Raw genomic sequence first — 22973 nt, forward strand, 5'->3', positions numbered from 1 at the left:
AAAGGCAGGCCCCTTTCCGGGCTTTACAACAACAAAACTTGTGCTAGATCGACAAGACACCAGACCATTTGCCGGGGACACGGTAACGAAAGGACGGCGGATTTTGATGAAAAATTTCGTTATTCTAGGGGGCGGCTATGGCGGCCTTACCATTGCCAAAGAATTGCTGGATAAACACATTCCCGACGATATTCAAGTTATTTTAGTGGATCGGATGCCCTTTCAGGGGCTGAAAACAGAATACTATGCCCTTGCGGCAGGTACCGTATCTGATTTTGATTTGAGGGTACATTTTCCGGATGAACAACGCCTTATTCGCAAATACGGAGAAGTCACTTCGATGGATCTTGAGAATAAAATGGTTCATTTTCAAGATGGTGATCCTTTGCCCTATGACCAACTTGTCATCGCGCTAGGTTGTACCGACCGTTTTCATAATACACCGGGAGCTGAAGAATACAGCTGTACGATCCAATCCTTTAATCATACCCGCCAAACGTATCTGCGCTTGAATGAAATCAAGCCTTATGGACATGTCCATATTGTAGGTGGCGGTCTAAGTGGGGTCGAGATTGCTGCGGAGTTACGTGAAAGCCGCGCGGATTTGAATATTACGATTATGGATCGGGGCGAGCGGGTGCTATCAGCATTTCCGCAACGTTTGTCTGCTTATGTACATGCCTGGTTCAAGGAGCATCATGTGAACGCACTAAATCATGTTGCGGTTTCCCGCATTGAGCCAGGGGCTATTTACAACCGTGACGAGCAAATTATGACCGATGCGGTTGTATGGACAGCCGGGATTCAGCCCGTTAAAATTGTGCAGGATTTAGCAGTTCCTAAAGACCCTCAGGGTCGCATCGTGCTAAATGAATATTATCAAATACCGGATCATCCTGAAGTGTACGTCGTCGGAGACTGTGCGAGCCTTCCTTACTCTCCAAGCGCTCAGGCGGCAGAGGTGCAAGGTGAGCAGATTGCCCACATTGTACGCGACCTGTGGAAAGGACAAACGCCTCACCCGCATCCTTTAAAGCTACGTGGTACATTAGGTGCACTTGGCAAGAAGGCCGGGTTTGGTTATGGCTTTATGGGCAGTACCTCTTTGCGTGGACGAGTGCCGCGTCTGCTTAAGAGCGGTGTGCTCTGGAAGTCCAAACGCCATTTTGGCTAATTGGATACTCAACAAACAAAGAAGACCTGCTTCCAGAGCAGGTCTTCTTTGTTGTTACATCTATGAATAATACATATTTCCTACAAGAGGAAGCTGCTTGCCGATGACTTCTATTTTTAATCCAAATCCAGGTTGTCCCATGCTTCGGCTTCTTTAATTTTGTTTAGAATCACTTCGTACAGAAGCTCTGCTGAATCTGCGGATACAATTTCACCATTAACCATCGCATAAGGCTCAGCGTTACACTGACCGCAATTGCTTAGGCAGCCGTATTCAATCACATCATAATCCGGGTTCTGTTCTAGTTTGGACATAATCTCATCGGTACCAAAATGCATATTACTGGTGCAAAATTCAATAATAGGTCTTAACATTTTTTTCACCTGCTTTGGATGACGGGCATTTTAATTTGGCCCGCTTTGTAATATAATAAATAAGGTATAGGAAAGGAGTTGAATTCTAATGAGCGAAGCACAAAGCGTTCAAATGTATGATGAAGTAGCAGACGTACTGGATAAGCTCCGTCCGTTCCTGCAACGCGATGGCGGTGACGTTGAGCTGGTTGACGTTGAAGATGGTATCGTTAAGCTGAAGCTGGTAGGCGCTTGCGGCAGTTGCCCAAGTTCTACAATTACGCTGAAGGCAGGGATTGAACGCGCTCTTCTCGAAGAAGTCGAAGGCGTCCAAGAAGTGGTACAAGTATTCTAATGCTTGATGCATAATGATCAGAGAGTCTTGACTTCGGTAACGAAGCTCAAGACTCTTTTTTGTGTTACAACGTCTAAAGGATCTCTCGATCTTATATGGTTGGCCGAATGGGGTCCAATCCTCCGGACACATCCATAATATTACCCGTTATAAAATCCGAATGCTCCTCACACAAATAGGCGATCACTCGCGCAATGTCCTCTCCGCTTCCTGGACGCCCACGCGGTGTCTCTGTATCCTGCATGCCGATGACATCGGCAATCGACTTTTCCTTGTTCGCTCCTCGGATATCCCCGGGACAGATCATATTGACCGTGATGCCATGGGGAGCTTCCTCTACAGCCAGTGACTTCGTAAAAGACACCAGCCCCACCTTAGCAGCTGCGTAGACGGCGCGATGCGGCCAAGCCCTTGCTTCTCCAGCATGACCAAAGCCAAAATGAATAATACGTCCCCATTGCTGGCTACGCATGTGCGGCAATACCAAATGATCCAGCAACATGGTACCGACCAGATTCCCCTGTATCATGGCATGAATCTCAGCCACACTGTAATCCGCAAACAGACGGCGTTCCCGGATGAACGGTCCGGCATTATTCACCATAATATCGACTCCGCCCAGCCGATCCTGCACTTCACCGATCAGCCTGGTGATATCTTCCTGAACCGAGATATCTGCTTGTAAAGACAGGCAGCGTACTCCCTTAGACTCAATTACCCGCTTAAGCGCTTCGGCTTCAGCCTGGCTATGGACATAATTCAGGGCAATGTCACAACCTTCATCAGCCAGACGCAGAGCGGTCATTTTACCTAAACCTTTGGCACTACCCGTTATGAGTGCGACTTTGTCTCTCAACAGTTTTCCTCCTCTTCACAGAGAACGGTCACCCCCAAGTATAAAATATTTAAGCAATCCCTACAACTCCAACCAAAAAGAAACCCCAGTCCTCTTGTTCAAGAGAAGCTGGGGTTTACGTTCAGCGCATTCTTAGTTTCTGCTTAAAATGCAGGGATAATTGCGCCTTGATATTTGTCTTCAATGAATTTTTTAGTTTCTGGAGATTGCAAAGCTTTAAGCAGTTTTTGGATCGCTTCGGAATCTTTATTATCAGGACGTGCTACCAGTACGTTAGCATATGGTGAATCTTTGTCTTCCAGTGCCAATGCATCCTTGGTCGGATTCAGCTTGGCTTCCAAAGCGTAGTTCGTGTTGATCAACGCAATATCCACTTCCGGCAACTGACGTGGCAGCATAGCTGCTTCCAGTTCCTTGAACTTCAGGTTTTTCTTATTTTCAGTAATATCTTTTACAGTAGCTTCAATGTTGCTAGCATCTTTCAGCTTGATCAGACCTTGTTTCTCCAACAGCAGCAATGCACGACCTCCATTGGTTGCATCGTTCGGAATGGCTACTGTTGCACCGTCTGGAAGTTCATCAAGCTTTTTATATTTTTGAGAGTAGATACCGAATGGTTCCAGATGAACCGCGCCAACAGAAACCAGATCCATTTTACGCTCTTTATTCATCACATTCAGGTAAGGTACATGTTGATAAAAGTTAGCATCCAGTTGCTTGTCAAACAATTGCACGTTCGGCTGTACATAGTCGTTAAACTGAACGACTTGAAGACGAACCCCTTCTTTTTCCAACTGAGGCTTGATTGCTTCCAAAATTTCCGCATGAGGCACAGGAGAAGCTCCAACTTTCAGTTCGACTTCACGGGGTGACCCGCCTGTATTTTCGGCCGCATTGTTTGTATCCGATGTTGTGCTCTTTGTACCGCAAGCAGCCAGTACCGCAATTAATGTCAAGCTCAATACAGCCAATACCCATTTCTTCATGTTGTTACCCCTCCAATAATTTGTAATATTCAGGATCAGACGTCCTGATCAATAAGGATATCTATATGTTTTCCCTATTTTCGAGTATAATGCCGCACGAGGCGATCTCCTGCCATTTGCAGCAGTTGTACCAATACGACCATTAGCACGACCGCAACAATCATTACAGCCGTTTCGTAACGATAATAGCCGTAGTTGATAGCCAGCGTACCCAGTCCACCGCCTCCGATCATACCGGACATTGCCGTGTAGGATACGAGTGTAACGACGGTAATGGTTAATGCGGCGAGCAGGCCCGGCAGTGCCTCACGTAACAGCACACGCCGGATAATTTGTCCTGTCGAAGCCCCCATCGCTTGTGCAGCTTCAATGACACCCTTGTCCACTTCACGTAGTGACGTTTCGACAAGACGTGCGAAGAAAGGAGCAGCCCCGATAACCAATGGCGGAATGGTTCCCAGCACCCCGGTCGAGGTACCTACCAACGATCGTGTAAAAGGAATAAGTGCGACGATCAAGATGATAAATGGTACGGAACGCAAAATGTTAACGACGAAAGATAATACAACGTATATCACCTTCATCAGAGTCAACGAGGAACGGCTTGCCAGAAACAACAATATACCGAGCGGCAAACCAATAACGAGGGTGAACAATGCAGATGCCCCGAGCATCTGAAGGGTTTCCAGAGTAGAATTCCCTAGCTCTTCCCAACTCACTTGCGAAAAATCAAGTTCGCTCATTGTCCGATCACCTCCACATCGAGTCCTTGCCCTGACACTTCGCGCAGCGTATGTTCTATATCTGAATGGTTTCCTTCAAAACGAACGATCAGCTGTCCATACGGTACGTTTTTAATCGTAGAGATGGTGCCCTGTAAGATTGCAAAATCAACACCTGTACTTCGAGCCGTACGCGATAGAATTGCATCATAAGTTTTACTGCCCAAGAAGGAGATACGTACCACCTGTGCCGATTCGCCGCTACCTGCTGCTGCAATCGCTGCTTGTAATTCCTCAGGATGTTCTGCCTCCCGCTGGATAAAATCCTTAGTCACCTGATGCTGTGGCTTCAAAAACACTTCCGCCACCGGACCTTGCTCCACGATATCGCCCTCATGAATGACGCCAACTCGATCACATATACTTTGAATGACATGCATCTCATGAGTAATCAATACGATAGTCAAATTAAAGCGCTGGTTAATATCCAACAGCAATTTCAGGATAGACCCTGTCGTCTGCGGATCAAGCGCAGACGTCGCTTCGTCACACAGCAGCACATGCGGATCACTAGCCAGTGCCCGTGCAATCCCTACCCGCTGCTTCTGTCCACCTGAGAGCTGTGACGGATATTTTCCACTGTGTTCTTTCAGTCCCACCAATTCCAGCAGCTCGCGAACTTTCTTGTCTAGCTCCTGCTTTGGGGTATTTACCAGCCGCAATGGAAATGCAATGTTGTCATACACTGTCGCCGAAGACAACAAATTAAAATGTTGAAAAATCATTCCGATTTTTCGGCGTTGCTTCTGTAACTGGGCTTGACTCACAGTCACAAGGTTAACCCCATCTACCCATACTTCGCCTGAAGTAGGGCGTTCCAATAAATTAATACAGCGGATCAACGTACTTTTGCCCGCCCCGGAATGACCAATCACCCCGAATATTTCTCCACGCTTTATAGAAAGGTTCAACCCGGACAACGCATTAACGCGTCGGTTACCTTTACCATAATGCTTGGTTAATTGCTTAAGCTCTATCAACGTGCTGCGACCTCCTTCACTTCTTTCTTACCCTGTTAACCAGTTGTCATCTCTCGGGATTGTATAAAATCACTATTTATTTATACAAAAAAGAGCCCCTTTCACAGAATGAAAAGGGCCCCACCTTGCGAACCTTTTCTCATCTGCCAAAATCGCTATAACTCTAGCGGTTTTGTAGGAATTAGCACCATATGTTCCCTCCCGGTGCATTACACCGGGAAAGAACGGGTTGCCGGGCTTCATCGGGCCAGTCCCTCCACCTCTCTGGATAAGAAAAATATGTTAAACTCCAGCTTTAGCTGTCCGTTAAGTTTATATAAAAAAAATAATTCAAGCATTTTTCTGAAACTAGGTTTCAGTATAGATAGTTTACATTGCTTTGTCAAAGGATATTTTCTGTCATAATTATGGGCGCACTGCCCGGTTCTCCCATTGTTTCGCAGTATAAGAAAATGCGTTTGATAGCGACTGGCATACCATTTCCAAGCCCTGCTGCAAATCTTCCAGATGGTGATCAAGGTCCTCCAGTTGGATTTTGCCATATAAAGCACGGTGACGTTGCCAGAGATCATCCTGCATTTCCGTGTTCATATAGTGTATTTCCGTATTTCGACGCTTACGCAGGCGATTGATGGCATCGTTGTATGTGTCCTTGATATCATTTAAATTATCAGTCAATACAGGATGCATTTTGAGATACTTGAGCTGTCTCAACACGGTAAAATACGAATAATGCGCCTTATACTGCCCTGTTTTTAAATCATACAAATCATTCATCCAATTACCAAGCTTATCCAAAATAGAGAATACCCGCACAAACCCATCCTTATAAAAGAAAACATACAAAGCATAATCGGATTTTTCATCCTTGCTCATATCTTCAGCGTATCCGGCTTTCACTTTCATACGGAAAAAGGCGGCAGCATGATGGCTCTGCTCCAGTTCATCCAAAGACGACATCAGACCACGTGTTAAAATATCCGCCTTCCGAAAGTCATGGGTAGGATCACCACTGGCCTGAATTTGCCGTTCCAGCAAATGTAACATGTCTGACATGCTATTCATGGCATCCAGCAGGACGCCATGATTTTCACGTGGGGGCTCGCCCAACAGCTTGCGTATCATGCTTCACGCCTCCTTCATATCTGTAAAATCCGGCTGTTAGATGCTTGAATAGGCGTCAAGCGAAATAACTCGTCCACCGTTGATCTACAAGCTTAACTATATCCTCACGCGGTAGCACCTCATCAGGGTAGCCTGGCTTCATACGTGCATCCACTATAATCGGCAGCTTATAGTTCAGGTGATGCAAACGTACTTCGCTGTCGGCGTACATATCTGTAGCCGGGTTAAAGCGTGTGAATACCGTCCACAGGAACGAGGCTTGGGAGCGAACAACTTCTTTGGCATCGTCCACGATAAAGACAAGCGGCCACTCTTGCTCACCCGCAGCTAATCGCTCCAATACACGCGCAGCGAGTTCAGGCTCCTGCTCAAAGGACGAGCCGGATATAACGAGGCAACCTCCGCAATAGGGTTCGATTTCACGAATTCCCGGCAGATCGCCGCCTTCATAAACGCGAGGCAATTCACGCACAGGCTCGCCTACCCCCATCAGAATCGCCTTGCTGCCGTGATTCAGCTTGCGGCCCGTGTAATCGAGTGTATCGTGAGACGTATGGTTAAAAATAAACAAATCTCTGGCTGGATTAAATCGCTCCAAAATGGTTTCTAGCAACAGGTTAAAGTCGGATAAATCGATCACCCGATCCGTCAGCATCAGGAATTTGGTCAACGACAATTGACCTTGACCCAGAATGGTAAAGCCGGATACCAGCGCTTCACGGGAGTAGCTTTCACGTACGACTGCCGCTGCCAGCGCATGTACACCTGTTTCTGCATATGCCCATAACGACTTGACAGAAGGCATCACAAGCGGATAGGCGGGCGACAACAGACGTTGCAAAAATTCGCCGAGATAGTAGTCTTCCTGCCGTGGCTTACCTACAATGGTTGCCGGATAAATGGCATCTTTGCGGTGATGCATATGTTTGACATGAAACACAGGGAAATCATGTTGTAATGAGTAATAGCCAAAATGATCGCCAAACGGCCCTTCCGGGCGACGTTCATGAGGCGGCACATAGCCGCTGATCGCAAACTCGGCTTCTGCCGGAATGCGATGGCCTCCAAGCGGGTCTTCTGTCATGGGCAGCTTGCCCCCCATAATCAGAGAAGCCAGCAACAGCTCTGGCAAGTTTTCCGGGGCAGGAGCAATGGCAGACGCAATCAGAGCAGGCGGGCCACCGATGATGATCGTCGTAGGCAACGGCTCATTACGCAGCTCTGCCTCATGATAATGGAAGCCGCCGCCTTTATGGATTTGCCAATGAATCCCTGTCGTCTGATCATCATAAATCTGGATGCGATACATCCCCAAATTATGGTCCTTGGAATGGCCTGGCTTTTCGGTATACACGAGCGGAAGCGTAATGAACGGTCCTCCATCCTCGTGCCAACTGGTTACTCTAGGCAGCGGAGCCAGCGGAGCATCCGTACGGCGAACGCCCAATACAGGAGCTTCGTTATGAGATACTGTTTTTAGTCCTACTTTTAGCATGTCCTTAATCAGGCCACGTTCATTCCACAACGCTTTGGGTGTAGGTGGAAGCAGCGTCTTGGTCGCACCTACAATTGCATCCATCAGTTGCTCTGGACGAGGGCCAAAAGCCATGTCCACACGGCGATTCGTGCCGAACAAATTACTGGCTACAGGAAACGGGGTTCCTTTGACATTGGTAAACAGCAGTGCCGGGCCCTCTTCCTCAATGACTCTTCGGTGGATCTCAGCCAACTCCAAATAAGGATCGACAGGTGCTTCTATAATTTTAAGATCATTTTCTTTTCGCAGCGCTTCAATAAATTGGCGCAAATTCTGGTAGATCAACTGGATGATTCCTCCTAAGCAAATCAAGCCCTCGAGAAACTCGTGGGCCTGGTTTGTTTCTTATGATGTTATTATACGTGTTTCAACGCCTCTTGGGCAAAATACGTTTTATAATGATCTACGAAACGCTTAGGTACGCTGTGCTTGGGTCGGAACAAGCTTGCGGTCCGGTGACAATTGCCATACACGATAGCTCAGATAAGCCAAAACGGAGAACAACGATGCAATCACCAGCATATGTCCCAGCACGATAAACATGTAAATTTCAGGTCTGTTGACGTACAGCAAGATAATGCCAATCACTACTTGAAGAATGATCAATACGACCGATACGACACCTAGGGTACGAATATCCCGGTGATTCGGGTGATAACGGTACGAGTAGTGACCCACAGCCAAAATAATGACGAACAGCAGTCCGGCTGAAATCTGATGAAGCAGCAGTGGAGATATGAAGCCCCCAATATTTACAACCTTCTGGATGACCGAATGACTAAGCAACGCTCCTGAATAAACAGCAATATAGGTATAGATCGTTGATAGCCATATAAAGTTACGATAGCCCCGACTGACACGCCCAGGAATCAGACGTGGAGTGTAGCGTGAATCCGCATGCTCCTGCCAGGCTCCCAGCGTCATCATAGTCGCACTGGCAAAAGCGATAAGCGCAAAGCCAAAATGCAGTCCCATGACTGCAGCCGATTGGGAGAAGATGACAGCCAACGCCCCCATCGCACCTTGTATGATAACAAACAATAACGTGAGCAACGAGAATAGCTGTAAATCCTTCCGATGCTTCATAAACAGCAAAAAGCCGACAAACGAGGCAATAGAAAGAATTCCAGCCATGGCACTGACGGAGCGATGAGAGAACTCAATAAGGGATGCGATGGTATGTGCCGGAACCAGCTTACCATTACAAAGCGGGAATTCTCGTCCACAGCCGAGACCCGAATCCGTTCGCGTCACGACACCTCCACCGAAGGTAGCCAAAAACATGACAATGCATGTTACGAGTGCCAGCCATTTTAGTATTCTGATTTTGTTATTCAATGAATTCACCCGTATCCTTCCAAATATAATATTTATTCACTTTAGATGTTGTGAAATGATCACTTAAAGTAATTATAACTGATATATCGTTCCTTGACATACGAGCTTTGTTGACAAAATGTGAACGTGTCCGTAAGAAAGCCGCCTCCTTCGGAAGGAAGCGGCTTTCTGTATATCGTGATGATTAGGTTTCCCTTCGGAGCCCTCATACATACCTTTATCATTTATTTTGCCAAGTTAGCATGGACTTCTACAGCCCGGTCCAAAAACTGCTCGATTTCCTCGCGGGATTTACGCAGCCTGTTCACCAGACGTACCAGTTCTCGCCCTTCACTGTAAGCGATAAAGCTGGGAATCCCTAGAACATTTTGCTCTTGACTGACACTTTCGGCCTGCTCTACATCAATCTCAATTAATGTAAGCTTGTCTGCATATTGTTGTTCCACATCAGGCATGAACGGATCAATAAAATGACAATCCCCGCACCAGTCCGCCTTAAACACAGCTACCGTTACACCTGAAGTGGATATTGCCTTATTAAAGTCTTCATGAGAGACGATTTTTTGCATACATAATTCCTCCTTGAACTTCTTTTATGCAGGAAATCCTGTAGTTTCTATTGTAACGCCAAGTGAAGCTTTTGCACACACCCCTATTATGCTCACATGCCGATTGGAAGCCCTCTCATTGAGGCATACTAAAGATATACTTAAGAATCCACATAAGCGACGACATTCTAACAGCATACCCAACATACTTAGTGGAATACGGGGATGCCTGCACTTGAAAGGAGGTTATTTAAACATGTCTCTCACCGAATGGCTCCATGTGGCATCTCGACAGCTTCAGGGAGGGCTCAAGCTACTGAGCTCCGTTCCGCGTGTTGCGGAGGAGGCATGGGAGGGCAAACGTGCGGCCTGGACCGAATCCCGTAAATTACGCTATCCCTTACGTGAACTGCCGTGGGATTATCATTCGGCACAAGCCGCCATGAATGAAGCTGAAGCATTAATGCTGGTGAACGGACCCGCTACGCGTCCCTCTTCTCTTAATATGCCCTTATGCGAAACAGACTGTGAGCTGCTGGAGCGGATCAAGAACGATACAGCACAGGAGAATCGCAGCAACATCACGCGCACTGCCGCTTACCTTGAATGCTATCGTGGCTACCCGGAATTACACTGGGCATTACTGGCCCATCTGGTTTCTCGTAATGGCGGCTATAATATGACTGATCTGAAAGGAGAGCTCATTGGCGACCTGTTCGGCGAACAGGAAAAGGAGTGGCTGTATCGACTACTTGAGCGCTGTAACGCCCTTATTTTTCAGGACGCTTATCCACAGTTGCAGCTTTACATGCACAGCCGTCATTTGGGACGAAGTTGCTTCCATTTGTTGCCCTATTTTCACGTTTCGCCATTCATGAAGCCCTTTTGGGAACGTTTCTGGGCTTGGCGGGATAGTTCTCTTTTGACGGTGGCGCTCATTATTAATGAACAAAACTATATTGAAGGACGTGTCGTGAAAGATCCGTATTTTCAAAAATTTGTGACACACAAGCCGGGCTTTTATTTGCATGACTGGCTTCAGCTCAATCAAGTTATATTTCCGCTTGGGCTAAACGGAGGCCTTGCCGGACTTGTCATGGAGCGTTTCGGCCATCTGGACGAGCGGATCGGCTTTGGCAAAAGTCTCTACGCTATGTTATTTGGCCATCAGCAGGTACTGGATCAGGCATCCGCATTTGCTGCCAGCGTGCCGCATACCGGTTCTCGCAGCGACTATTGGCCGGGACTGTTCACTCCGAATGAACAAAAAGCGCTGCGCTCTCCAGAAGAGAGTGCAACGCTTTTAGCACATGAATGGCTCCCGCCAAGTCAACGTCTGTACAGCCCGGAACTGAACGCCGTTTGGTCAGATACAGCCTATGATCCGATTCCCCGTTATGACTGGTTTCAGGACGGTTCTACACTTGGGCATATCAGTGAACCAAGACGGCCTCTGTTATTTGCTATGCGCCATGAGCATCGCCACGGCATTCAAAAAACAGCAATGGCCCATGATGCTCATAACAGCTTTAGGTCCTTTCATTGAACAGAGGAAGGATTCTTTTAGCTTCGTTGTCCAGTGGACTCACGCTGTAGGCGCATTAACGGACGCAATACCTTCTGCAACATACGCGGATAGTTGCCCAGCTCGTCCCTGCGCAATACGCGCAATACAACCAGCAATACCAAGTAGCATACCAGTACAACCGCTCCGGCAATACAGCACGCGATCAAGAAAGCTACACGCGCAGGCATCAGGTGTACCAGCAAAATGCAGGCTTCATTTACTCCGTACCCGATAGCTCCCGAGACTACGACAGCGGTTAGGAAGCCTGCCCAGCGACGGCCCATGATTGAGAAAGTAACAATACCTTTCAGCACACGCAAATTCAGCAACGTAATGACGAGAAAACATAATCCGGTTGCGGCAATAATTCCGTAAATTCCAAGCCAACCAGCCAGCAGCCAGCTCGCTGCCAACTTCACGACGATACCAACCATCACATTGACCATTGAAATACGCGGCTTGCCCATACCGATCAATATCGAATTAGAAGTCATCATCGTAATCTGGAAGATCGTTCCGAGTGTCAAAACAGCGATAATTCCGCTGCCTCCAAGCGAGCTGAACAACAGACCATTAATAGAATATGCAGTTACACATAAAGCCAGCACAATCGGCATTCCGGTCAGAATAGAGATACGCAAGGCAAGCGTCATCTGATTTTGTAAATGCTGTTCATCCTTACGGGCAAAAGCCGCCGAAATGATCGGAATGAGCGATTGACTGAGTGCAATGGCCAAAATTGGAGGAATACCTGCCACACTCTGTGCCCTAGAGCCTAGATAACCCAACTGAGTAGTCGCCTGATCCAATCCCACTTGTCCAGACAGCAGTCTAACTACAATCGACGTATCAATAAAATTAACCGCCGGAACCGTCAGAGACGACAATACGATGGGAATAGAGAGCTTAAAAATATCTTTGTAAATCCGCATCATCGGTAACGCGGAGCTTTCCTCTTGGAATTGCTCTTGACGATCTTGGCGATCCTGACGACGCAGTTTCACCGTGTAATACAACATGACCGCCAGAGCGCCGAGGCTTCCCATGACACCCCCAAAGGAGGCACCCGCCGCAACCTCACGATCTCCATAGCCAAGCTTCAAAATAATAAAGGCGAGCAGAATTGCGGTTGCTACCCGTGCGACCTGCTCCACAATTTGTGAAATACCGCCTGCGGTCATATTACCACGTCCTTGGAAGTATCCACGCATCATGGCAATAGCAGGAAACAACAGCAAAGCGGGTGCCAAAGCCTGAATAGCCAAAGCAGACTGCGGAACCCCTGCTACATGCTCGGCAAAATAAGGCGCTCCAAAATACAGCAGCGCCGTAATGATAATACCCGCCACGGCCGCGAATATCAAAGCCGCACGATACACACGTCGCGCTTCCGCAGGCCGATCCAGTGCGTAGCGTTCCGAAACCATTTTACTCAGTGTGCTAGGAATACCGGCCGTAGCAACCGTGAGCAGCATCAAATAAGCGTTGTTCGCAATGGTAAACGAGGCGTTCCCCACGGAGCCGAGCAAATGCTCCAATGGAACGCGCTGTACCAGACCAAGCACTCTGGCCACCAAAGCGGCAGCGGCTAAAATAAGCGTACCTTTAAGGAATGTTTCTTTATTGGACAAAATGCGTTCCCTTCTTTCTTGCTGTTCACATGCATGCAAAAGCTCCGCGAAAAACAGTCATGGCCTGAGCCATCACCGGTGCGGAGCCGCATGTCGATTCTGTCTCTGTAAATCATAATAAACGAATCTCAGGTTAAAACACCCAAATTAAGAATACAATAATCATGGCAAGCTGCAAAATTACTTTCATCACGGTGCTAGTAAATAGGCCCAAGACGGAGCCAAAGCCCACTTTTATAGCTCGATCCAGCGGGGCTTTACCAATCAGCTCACCCAGCACAGCACCGATAAATGGTCCCAAAATCAAACCGAATGCTGGAATAACAAAGGGGCCAATAATGATTCCCACAGTACTAAGGATCGCTGACAGACGCGAGCCGCCAAATCGCTTAACTCCCCACGCATTCACAGCATAATCCGCAACAAAAAGGGCAACGACGATAAGTGTTTGTATAATCCAAAACAATGCATTGTATTGAGCAAACGAGAAAAACCAGCCGTATACAAAAAATGCAAAATAAATGGCGAGCGCCCCCGGCAATACGGGATACACCGCTCCCGCCATGCCCACAATGAACAGTACAATGACAACAATCCAACCTACAACGTCCATGGGCCTCCTCCTTCTCGTCTATTCATCTTGCTTGTGCACCATCATTTTATTACACAAGCACATAATCTCGAATCACTTCTACAATGCCGTCCTCATTATTCGAAGCCACAACCACATTAGCGGCTTCTTTTACCGTATCCTGAGCATTTCCCATCGCTACACCCAGTCCAGCCGCTTGAATCACAGCCAGGTCATTCAAACTATCACCTACGGCAACCACCTGCTCCATGGTAATGCCGAGCAGGTCGCACACTTCAGCGATGCCACTGGCTTTGGATATACCAGCCGGATTAATTTCCAGATTCGTCATCGAAGAATTGGAAATTTCAAGTCCCCCCATATCCTGAAGCTTGAGCAAAATTTGATGGCGAATTTCGTCATTTTCCGTATTATAACCGAATTTGAGCCATTCCTGTGTGTCCAATGTGTCCGGCCAACGATCTCTGTTGTATAACTCCTCGGTTGAGTAAGCCCAGAACCAGGAGCCTGTTTCTACGGCAATCTGGTGCATCTTGCGAACAAGCTCCTTATCAAGTAAATAGCGGCGCCACAATTCGTGAGGTGATTTCCATACTTCACTGCCGTTTACAGTTACCATTGGCGTCTCCAGGCCGAGTTGCTGACCGTAAGGTAAAGCATGCATCGCTGCACGTCCAGTAGACAAGCATACATGAATCCCTTCCTGAATCGCCTTATTAATCCAATTAATCGTTTCCAGGCTTATTTCATGATTATCGTTCAGTAAAGTTCCATCCATGTCGAGCGCAAGCAGTTTGTATTTATATTGGTTTTCTCCCATGGTCTCTCTTCCTCCTGTTGTCCCTTATGTCCAACGACATTTTACCATGAAAAAGAGAAGCCCACAAAAGTATTCAAGTCCTTAATTCGCTGCCAGAGGCTTTTTGGGAATACCATCAAGCCCGTATACTTCGTCATACGCATCAAATATTTTACGCGCAACGGGTCCCGCGCTCGTCGCACCAAAGCCCCCCTCCGGGATGATCACGGCTACAGCCAGCTTCGGATTTTGACGCGGAGCAAAAGCGATAAATACCCCATTATCTTTAACCGTACGTCCCACCACCTGCTGAGAAGTCCCCGTTTTGCGGGCATAGTCATAGGGAAATCCGTTAAAGGCTTTAACATCGGTAGCCATGCCGCGAATCACAGTATTCCAGTACGTATCTGAAAAAGCGACCTCATTCAGCACCTTCGGCTTAAACTCACGTACGAGATTCCCCTGGTCATCCACAATTTTACTGACTAGATGAGGCTGCATTCGCTTGCCCTTGGTTGCCAGTACAGTCGTATACTGGGCCAGCTGCATCGCTGTATATTTCCCCTGCTGACCAAAGGATGCCTGTACCAAACGTGTCAGTGCACTTTCATGCTTACTGGTGTATTCCAGTCTGCCTGCCCACTCACCGGGCAGATCGACTTCCGTCGGTACACCCAGTCCAAATTGCTTCATATACTTGTCCCATACATCAATTCCCTGATGCATTCCTGAATTACTTCCGTATTTGGCATACAGCGGCTTGCCGATCATATCGACCATGAACGTATTTGACGAGACCTCAATCGCCCTACTAGGTGTTAGTGAACCATACACATGTCCGCCTGAATTACCGACTCGGCTGGAGCGATTTTTTCCATAGTACGCACTTCCTGTATCCTGATATGTTTGTCCAGGCGAAAACAGATTTTCCTTCAACCCGATCAGCACAGTCAGCGGCTTAATGGTTGAACCCAGCAGAACCGAGGATTCCGGGTGCGGACCCACTTTTCCACTAGGTACAGATTTAATCGTTCCGTTCCCCATTTTATGCTGAATATCGTCATACACTGAAGGCGGCGCACTTCCCGTTTTCCATACATTCGAGTCATAGTCCGGCATGCTGGCCATTGCTACGATATGTCCGGTCTCTACCTCCATCGCTACAGCGAAGCCAGTAGTTGCATCCTGATGAAGTTTACCCGATACGGCATGGGTACGAAGCCAGCGGAGTTGATCCATAATCGCCTGTTCAGTTTTTTGTTGAATTTCCTTGTTAATGGTAGAGTACAGATGATGACCTTTCGCTGGAGGTGTAATGGATCTAATACCCTCCGGCATGCTTCGTGGGTTAACCTCTACCGTTTTATAGCCATTTTTCCCTCTTAACTCGTCTTGATACTGAAGCTCCAAGCCATCATATCCGACAATTTCGCTTTCCGAATACACTTGTTCCGGTCTTAGAACCTCCGAATTGGCTTCATACAACTCTTTATATTTGGGTCGGTTCGCCCGAGCTCCTTTGAATTTGTACATATATCCAATCGTTTGCACTGCCACTCGATCCGAGTCATAATGGCGTACACTTTCTTCTATAACCTCTACACCTGGAAACTCTGTTCGATGCTCCAGAAAATAAGCGATTTCCTTCTGACTCAGGTTGGATTTGACCAAACGTGGGGTGAATCCCCTATATTGAATATAATCCGGGTCGAGTCGTTGTATAATTTCCTTTGCATCAAGTCGCTCTCCTTCGCTATGCCCCAGCTCGTTTAATTTGCTAGCAAGTTTGCCAGCAAAAGCATTAAGCTCAGGGAGCAGCTTATCCCCCGGCTTGCGACCTTTCTCCGTACGCTTGCTATAATCCTTAGGCAAAGTCACATACAGGGACTGCATTGGAGTCGAATATGCCAGTCTAACCTTACCCGTGGAGTCATAAATCGTACCGCGACTCGGGGTTAGCGGAACATTTTTTGTATTTATGGATTGCTGCTGGCCCTTCAGCTCCTCTGATTGTATAAACTGCCATACAGCTAGTCTGGTAATGATCAGGGCAAACAGCACAAAAACACTAAAAAACAGTAGGTTGGTTCGTAAAACCGTCCGCTGTTTTCGCGTTTCTTCGTCCTCTTCACCAATTTTCTTTTTGAATGAAAATTTTTTATCCAAACTTCCTCTGTCCATATTAGCTGATCATTACTCCTTCCAATAGGTCTCATATTCCTGATCCTACCATATTTGAAACAAGAAACAAGGAAATCCAAGATGACAATTTTGTAAGAAAACGTATAAAAAAACACAAAAAAGCTTTCCTCAGCTCAATGGCTAAGGAAAGCTTACCTGAAATAATATCTGTATAAAAATGATTATGGCTGTTTGGCTGTATTAGGATCGGCTGTCGCTGCGTCCTTTTTCTTTGGAACACCGTCCAAACCGTACACTTCGTCGTAAGCATCAAATATTTTACGTGCCACAGGTCCGGCGCTCCAAGCTCCGAAGCCTCCTTCAGGAATGACAACTGCTACTGCAAGTTTAGGATTCTGACGCGGTGCAAAGGCGATAAATACCCCGTTATCTTTCAGTTCCCTGCCTACACTCTGCTGAGATGTCCCCGTTTTGCGAGCAAAGTCATACGGAAAACCTTTAAATGCGCTGACATCTGTTGCCATCCCGCGTATGACTTCATTCCAGTAGGCATCCGGAAATTTCACTTCATTTAGCACCTTCGGTTTAATTGTTTGAACTACATTGCCGTTGGTATCTTTAATTTGGCTGACCAAATGGGGCTCCATCCGTTTGCCCTTGGTAGCCAATACTGCTGTATATTGTGCAAGCTGAAGCGTTGTATATTTACCCTGCTGACCAAAAGAAGCATATGCCAGTTTAGATAATGAGGACTCTTTCGAATTATGAGCATACTCTCTGCGACCAGACCATTCACTTGGTAAATCCACACCCGTAGACACACCTAGCCCAAACTCCTTCATATAGCGGTCCCATACATTCACACCCTGATCTTCCTTGGCATTATTAATGTATTTGTTATACAATCTCTTACCTACCATATCGACCATAAATGCATTCGAGGAATGCCGTATGGCAGAAGCCGGGTCCAACCCGCCATACACGTGGCCAGAAGAGTTCCGTACTCGTGAAGAATTGTTACGCCCAAAATAGGCTGCTCCTGTATCCTGGTAGTAAGATGAAGTACTGAATAAACCTTCCTCCAGACCTATTAACACTGAAAGTGGTTTAATGGTGGAACCGAGCAGGACAACTGACTCTGGATGCTGGCCCGGTTGACCTGATCCAAAGGAGCGGATAGTACCATTTAAATATACATTTTGAATTTTTTTATAGTTATCATTGGATATATTTCCAGTTTGCCAATAATTTGCATCGTAATCCGGCATACTAGCCATAGCTACCACATTTCCTGTATCTACTTCCATCGCTACAGCGAAGCCTGTTTTGGCATAAGGATGAGTCTTGCCAGACACAGCGTGTGAATGGAGCCATCTCAATTGATCCGTAATGGCTTCTTCTGTTTTAACCTGAATCTCTTTATTAATCGTGGAATAAATGTTGTTCCCTTTTTGCGGAGGAGTAACAGAATCCACACCTTCCGGCATATTGCGCGGATCAATCGGAACCGTTTTATAGCCATTTTTCCCTCGTAATTGTTCCTGATATTGATATTCCAGTCCATCAAAGCCAACAGATTCGTTATCCATATAAATGAGGCCAGGATCATTTTCAGCTGACATGGATTTTTGAATATTCTTATATTTATCCAACGTTTCACGTGCACTTTTGTAGCTTTTAATATAACCGACCGCTTGAACAGCTACCGTATCAGGATCGTAATGACGTACCGTCTCTTCAACGACATCTAAGCCTGGAAACTCACTCTTATGCTGCATAAAATAGGCAACTTCATCTTTATTAAGATTCGTTTTAATCAGACGCGGCGTAAAACCGCTAAATCGTTGATAGTTCCGATCCATAGCGTCCATAATTTGTTCTGCCGTCATTTGCGGCTCATCTTTATCGCCGTATTGAGCAAATCGATTCGCCAGCTTTTGTGTCATATTCTCCAGCTCAGGCAACAGCTTTTTATCAGGATTACGCTTTTCTTCCAAGCTGTCACTATAGTTCTTGGAGAGTGTGATATACAGCGATTGTACAGGTGTCGAATACGCCAGTCTGTTCTGGCCGGTTGAATCATAAATCGTTCCGCGAATCGGCGTAAGTGGTACATTTTTAGTAACATTACTGGCCTCCTGCTGCTTGAGCTGAGGTCCATCTACAAATTGAAGTATCGCCAGTCTTACAATTATGACTGTAAATATAATGAACGAGCTGAAAAAGAACAGATTAATCCGGAAGCTAAATCTTTTTCGGTCGGATGTCTCATTGTCTTTTCCTTGCTCGTTGTCCATCTTTCTCATGTGCCCTTTTCCACTCCTTCTTAAATCACTTTATCCTTGATATGTGTTTGGGCAAAACCGGGCGGGTTAAACCAGTCTCCACTTTGTGCCCAGGTCGGGTCTAGCGGTACCCACTGATGCTGTCCGCTCAAATATACCTCATTCCAGGCATGAGACCCGTATCCTCCCTGTCCGTTGTATCCCAGCCCGGTCACTACCTTGACCTGTAGTCCCTGCGAACGAGCCATCATTGAGTACAGGCGGGCATAATCAATGCACACTCCTTTACGTGTATCAAACGTATCTCGGGGAGTCTGTTCATGCCAGTCACCACGTTGCTCATAGGCTTCCACCTTACTGTAATCATAGCTAATGCGGGTGCCTACCCATTCATACAACGCTCTGGCTTTTTGCTCGTCACCGCTAGCCCCTTCTGTAATCTTGGCCGCTGCCTGAACGATATCGCTTGGAATGTCTCGGTCAATTATTTCGTATTTGCGCTGCATGATACCATTCAATTCCTTGGTAACAGCTTGCGTAAATACAGGGAGCTTATCCTTAATCAGAGTCCCGGACAACGGCTCAATGACCGATTGCGCACCTTGCTTATAAATCGGCGAAGCTTGTACGTAGCTGCTAAACCCGCTGTCTGGGTACAGACTTACGCCTATGAACAGCAGGGCTATGATCATCATGGCGCGAGCTCCACCAATAAGAGTACCTATGCCGGCCCCTGCCACCCTGCTGAAAAAGCCCGATTTTTGGGGATGCTCATGGAGAGAGGAATCTGATTTGCCACCTACCATCAGCACATAAATGGCACGCAGTATAAACTGGGCGATAGCATAACTGAGCATGAACAATACGGCGAACCGCAGCAGTGGAAAACCCTCTATCCCCGCCACAAGCGTATAATAAAATTGCTCAATCCCACTTAGTTTTCGCTGTGGCAAATGCTCCATGTAAGCTGCCAGCCATTGCTGCACCTTTGGTGAAAGCCACATCGCTAACCCGAGCGAGCACAAAATACCCGCCACAGTGAGTATGCCATCCACAATGAGACTAAACAGCGCACCTACAGATCTGGAGGCTCCTCGCCTCCACCCCTGTATTAACGACAATACTACGATGGCGATCAGAAACACCGTCACGCCATTCCAATGAAGAATAGACTCCAGCCAGGATGGATTCATTGTGTTCCTCCTGTCTTTACGGCGACTGTGGCGGCTGTGCAGCAGCCAAGTCTTTCGCGCTTTCGATATATTTCTTGACTGTGTCACTCATACTCCATTCGCCCAGCGACATTCCCTGAAACCATACCTTGACCTTGTCCCCCTCAAACGGACCTTTTACTTCCAGGTTGGAACTGGTCACTGTAAATGTACCATCTCCGTTGGAGGTGTATTTGGCATTTTGCCCCTCTTTTATCATCATGTTCAAAGCCTCGCTCTGAACCTTGTTAATTGCGTCATCCTTTGCCTGAGTCACGACCTTGCCAACCTGTTCAAAGGAAATACCACTGTAGACTAGCAAGCCTGCAATCACAATAATGACGATCAGCCATTTTACGAGAGTTCTTACAATCTTCAATATGACTAACAATAGGACAAGCCCAATCACTATATACAGCCAGTTATCCTGAACGATCTGCCAATTATGTTCCAAAAACTCTGACCAGACGTTCTTATCCATTCGCTACACTCCCGTTTCCAACTACATGATTCAAATTGCAAAATTGTCTCTGTAATTATACATGATTACGCAATGTCCTGTCAGCTTAGGTCTTATACATACCTTGTCAATCAATTCTTGTCCATACAAAGTGGTCTATGTTCGTCCAATCTAGCGTACAACTTAGGAAGGGCCAATACGAAGTAACATGAAAGTTTACATTTAGGAAAGGGGGTCAATCACATGAAAACAGCCCTCTGGCTGTATCTCTTCTTGTTCATTGCCTTTTTTGATCTGCATGCACAATATCCTATTTTGACACCATTCGCCATCTCTCTGGGGGCAGCTCCTACCTTTATCGGTTGGATGATGGGAATTTACTCTCTGACTCACCTGCCAGGGAATTTGATGGCAGGTCCCAAAGTCGACAAACACGGCAGTCGCCGATATATTATGTTCAGCCTGACAGCTGCAGGCCTGATCCTGATCATTCAATCGTACATCCATACACCATGGGAATTGCTTTTTCTGCGTGCGATTAGTGGTTATGTGTTGGCCTTTTTATCTCCAGCCTGTCTGGCCATGCTGGCGCAACTGTCCGATCATCCGGTTACGCAGGGCAAATATATGTCGGGACATGGTGTTGTCCATACGTTGGCTTCAGTTCTATCTCCGGCTGCGGGCGCATTTATCGTAGCCAGCTTTGGCTTTAGCGAGACATTTAGCTCCCTTGGTATCATTCTCGTAATCACGGGGCTTATGGCTTATTTCACCTTACCCAAAAAAGCACCCGCTCCGCAGGCCCAATTATCTGATGGTCATACGACACCTGCTCCACAGTCGGCAGCACAGACGCGGTTACCCTTCAATTGGCGTTATCTGCTTCTACCTTTTGTTTTGGCGTGCGCACAAGGCATTTTATTTTACGAGATCCCATTACGAAATAACGGTTCTGCGTCCATGATGTCCACCGGATTGCTCTTTTCCATCATCAGTTTGGGAGCACTCTGTACGCTCAGTTTGCTTTTTCTGAACAAATATTCACCGATGGTAAGGTTAATTTGCGGCATTATTCTGATGTCTTTAAGCTTCTACGCACTCGCCACCACGCCTGAAGCGACCATAGGCATCATCCTGTTTATTTTGGGAACAGCCAAAGGCATCATTTTTCCAGCGCTGGCCTCTCTTTTCATACGAATCGGAGGGGCTCGATTGGGCAAAACCTTTGCCCTACAATCCATTGCAACGTCTATCGGCTCCTTTGCCGGGCCTGTACTGGCGGGTCAGCTTCCGGATCACATATCTCCTTTTTTTATCGCATTTCTAATTTTGATGACTGGTCTACTATTCGTTCCTGTTCAGCGATTATCTCCTACACCACCACTGTCTGCCTCGGGTCCTTATCATTCCTAATTATAACTAAGGGGCCATGCTGAAATGCTACCTTTAAAGCCCAAAATACGTTCTAGAGGGCTTACGCACAGTACCTAATACCCTGCTCCTCATAGACTAATTTGACTGAACAATTCAATACAAAGGGAGGTGCAGCCCATGAGCCACTGTCATCCTGTAAGCCCTTGCCCTGTTTTTGGAACTTCAACTGGTACCATTCTTGTTCTTTATATTCTGCTCGTCATCATTCTTCGTACTTGCTGGTTCTAATGTTCTAATTAGCCCTAACATCCGGCTTTGTAACCCATGCCTGCCACTTACGGCAGGCTGTTTTGTTGTTTTTTGCATGAGAACCCCTTTTAGAGCTAAACTATACACATATTCTTTCATTTCCCGGGGAATTTCGAGCACAGGCATCAAGCAAGGGGTGAGCAAAATGGCGATAACCGTGATTGTCGAAGGAAAAAATGACCGCAGTAAACTCCGCCGATTACTCGATCCGGAGGTCAACATTTTATGCACCTTCGGCACACTAAACTCAATAAAATTAGAATCCCTCCGCCAGCGGACCAAGCATGACGAAATATTTTTATTTATGGACAACGACAGCTCAGGGAAAAAAATAAGAGGTGTGCTTGCAGACGCTTTTCCGGATGCCCTTCATATGTATACACGCAAAGGCTATGCAGGCGTAGAAGGTACTCCAGATGAATATGTAATTGCCCAGCTGGAAAAAGCAGGGCTTGAGGAATACATTGTATACCCTCCTTTTCTTTAGTCCTGCAAATAACAAAAAAGCTGTCCTCAGGTCAATTTCATGCCTGTTGGACAGCTCTATATAGTACAGCTTCTAAGATTGG

At 46.8% G+C, this 22973-nt stretch carries 21 protein-coding genes, 1 pseudogene and 1 riboswitch; of the genes and pseudogenes, 6 read left to right on the forward strand and 16 right to left on the reverse strand.

The window, feature by feature from the left end; all coding sequences use genetic code 11:
• The first annotated feature begins 106 nt into the window (after window positions 1-106).
• The gene (locus tag HFD99_RS15185; RefSeq protein ID WP_016820011.1) at window positions 107-1174 is read left to right on the forward strand and encodes an NAD(P)/FAD-dependent oxidoreductase; all 1068 of its coding nucleotides are present in this window, start codon (window positions 107-109) and stop codon (window positions 1172-1174) included.
• 116 nt (window positions 1175-1290) lie between these two features.
• Here the strand turns inward: HFD99_RS15185 and HFD99_RS15190 are convergent, their stop codons facing one another.
• Window positions 1291-1548, reverse strand: coding sequence for a YuzB family protein (locus HFD99_RS15190; RefSeq protein WP_016820010.1), 258 nt, complete (start codon window positions 1546-1548; stop codon window positions 1291-1293).
• A gap of 88 nt (window positions 1549-1636) precedes the next feature.
• On the opposite strand from HFD99_RS15190, the gene HFD99_RS15195 reads away from it, so the two are divergent.
• Window positions 1637-1882 (forward strand): NifU family protein, encoded by a 246-nt coding sequence (locus HFD99_RS15195; protein ID WP_013372910.1) that lies wholly within the window; start codon window positions 1637-1639, stop codon window positions 1880-1882.
• A gap of 91 nt (window positions 1883-1973) precedes the next feature.
• Here the strand turns inward: HFD99_RS15195 and HFD99_RS15200 are convergent, their stop codons facing one another.
• The 8 genes from HFD99_RS15200 to HFD99_RS15235 form a co-directional block, all read right to left on the reverse strand.
• Complete coding sequence (locus HFD99_RS15200; protein WP_016820009.1) at window positions 1974-2738, reverse strand: SDR family oxidoreductase; 765 nt, start codon at window positions 2736-2738, stop codon at window positions 1974-1976.
• 143 nt (window positions 2739-2881) lie between these two features.
• On the reverse strand, window positions 2882-3724 hold the full coding sequence (locus tag HFD99_RS15205; RefSeq protein WP_016820008.1) for a MetQ/NlpA family ABC transporter substrate-binding protein: 843 nt from the start codon (window positions 3722-3724) through the stop codon (window positions 2882-2884).
• Between the two features lie 74 nt (window positions 3725-3798).
• Complete coding sequence (locus HFD99_RS15210) at window positions 3799-4467, reverse strand: methionine ABC transporter permease (protein WP_016820007.1); 669 nt, start codon at window positions 4465-4467, stop codon at window positions 3799-3801.
• Window positions 4464-5486 carry a methionine ABC transporter ATP-binding protein gene (locus tag HFD99_RS15215; RefSeq protein ID WP_016820006.1) on the reverse strand — a complete coding sequence of 341 codons (1023 nt, stop codon included), beginning with the start codon at window positions 5484-5486 and terminating at the stop codon, window positions 4464-4466. The genes HFD99_RS15210 and HFD99_RS15215 overlap by 4 nt, the downstream gene beginning before the upstream one ends.
• Window positions 5487-5622: 136 nt before the next feature.
• Window positions 5623-5761: riboswitch (SAM riboswitch) on the reverse strand.
• 130 nt (window positions 5762-5891) lie between these two features.
• Window positions 5892-6611: a Cthe_2314 family HEPN domain-containing protein gene (locus HFD99_RS15220; RefSeq protein ID WP_016820004.1), complete on the reverse strand. Its 720-nt coding sequence runs from the start codon at window positions 6609-6611 to the stop codon at window positions 5892-5894.
• Window positions 6612-6666: 55 nt separating this feature from the next.
• Window positions 6667-8433, reverse strand: a complete 1767-nt coding sequence (locus HFD99_RS15225) for a UbiD family decarboxylase (protein WP_016820003.1) — start codon at window positions 8431-8433, stop codon at window positions 6667-6669.
• Window positions 8434-8562: 129 nt separating this feature from the next.
• Entirely contained in the window at window positions 8563-9495 is a 933-nt protein-coding gene (locus HFD99_RS15230) for a COX15/CtaA family protein (protein WP_016820002.1), read from the reverse strand.
• Window positions 9496-9710: 215 nt separating this feature from the next.
• Entirely contained in the window at window positions 9711-10055 is a 345-nt protein-coding gene (locus tag HFD99_RS15235; protein WP_016820001.1) for a thioredoxin family protein, read from the reverse strand.
• Window positions 10056-10290: 235 nt separating this feature from the next.
• Between HFD99_RS15235 and HFD99_RS15240 the strand changes: the two genes are divergently transcribed.
• Window positions 10291-11580 (forward strand): DUF2515 family protein, encoded by a 1290-nt coding sequence (locus HFD99_RS15240; RefSeq protein ID WP_016820000.1) that lies wholly within the window; start codon window positions 10291-10293, stop codon window positions 11578-11580.
• A 17-nt stretch (window positions 11581-11597) separates the two neighbouring features.
• On the opposite strand, the gene HFD99_RS15245 is transcribed toward HFD99_RS15240, so the two are convergent.
• The 7 genes from HFD99_RS15245 to HFD99_RS15275 all read right to left on the reverse strand — a co-directional run bounded on the left by HFD99_RS15245 (window position 11598) and on the right by HFD99_RS15275 (window position 20742).
• Window positions 11598-13232: a putative polysaccharide biosynthesis protein gene (locus tag HFD99_RS15245; RefSeq protein ID WP_016819999.1), complete on the reverse strand. Its 1635-nt coding sequence runs from the start codon at window positions 13230-13232 to the stop codon at window positions 11598-11600.
• Window positions 13233-13365: 133 nt separating this feature from the next.
• Window positions 13366-13845, reverse strand: coding sequence for a DUF456 domain-containing protein (locus HFD99_RS15250; protein WP_016819998.1), 480 nt, complete (start codon window positions 13843-13845; stop codon window positions 13366-13368).
• 49 nt (window positions 13846-13894) lie between these two features.
• Window positions 13895-14644, reverse strand: coding sequence for a Cof-type HAD-IIB family hydrolase (locus tag HFD99_RS15255; RefSeq protein ID WP_016819997.1), 750 nt, complete (start codon window positions 14642-14644; stop codon window positions 13895-13897).
• 81 nt (window positions 14645-14725) lie between these two features.
• Window positions 14726-16804, reverse strand: coding sequence for a peptidoglycan D,D-transpeptidase FtsI family protein (locus HFD99_RS15260; RefSeq protein WP_016819996.1), 2079 nt, complete (start codon window positions 16802-16804; stop codon window positions 14726-14728).
• A 182-nt stretch (window positions 16805-16986) separates the two neighbouring features.
• Entirely contained in the window at window positions 16987-19071 is a 2085-nt protein-coding gene (locus tag HFD99_RS15265; protein WP_016819995.1) for a peptidoglycan D,D-transpeptidase FtsI family protein, read from the reverse strand.
• 20 nt (window positions 19072-19091) lie between these two features.
• On the reverse strand, window positions 19092-20243 hold the full coding sequence (locus HFD99_RS15270; RefSeq protein WP_016819994.1) for a transglutaminase domain-containing protein: 1152 nt from the start codon (window positions 20241-20243) through the stop codon (window positions 19092-19094).
• Between the two features lie 16 nt (window positions 20244-20259).
• Window positions 20260-20742, reverse strand: a complete 483-nt coding sequence (locus HFD99_RS15275) for a hypothetical protein (RefSeq protein WP_016819993.1) — start codon at window positions 20740-20742, stop codon at window positions 20260-20262.
• Window positions 20743-20964: 222 nt separating this feature from the next.
• On the opposite strand from HFD99_RS15275, the gene HFD99_RS15280 reads away from it, so the two are divergent.
• The 3 genes and pseudogenes from HFD99_RS15280 (at window position 20965) to HFD99_RS15285 (ending at window position 22891) form a co-directional block, all read left to right on the forward strand.
• Window positions 20965-22134: an MFS transporter gene (locus HFD99_RS15280; RefSeq protein ID WP_016819992.1), complete on the forward strand. Its 1170-nt coding sequence runs from the start codon at window positions 20965-20967 to the stop codon at window positions 22132-22134.
• Between the two features lie 180 nt (window positions 22135-22314).
• Window positions 22315-22383: pseudogene (locus tag HFD99_RS25710) on the forward strand (YjcZ family sporulation protein); the annotation flags it as partial.
• Between the two features lie 166 nt (window positions 22384-22549).
• Window positions 22550-22891, forward strand: a complete 342-nt coding sequence (locus HFD99_RS15285) for a toprim domain-containing protein (RefSeq protein ID WP_016819990.1) — start codon at window positions 22550-22552, stop codon at window positions 22889-22891.
• Window positions 22892-22973: the final 82 nt, after the last annotated feature.

This window comes from Paenibacillus sp. EKM301P (genome assembly GCF_011800295.1).
Taxonomy (GTDB): Bacteria; Bacillota; Bacilli; order Paenibacillales; family Paenibacillaceae; genus Paenibacillus; species Paenibacillus polymyxa.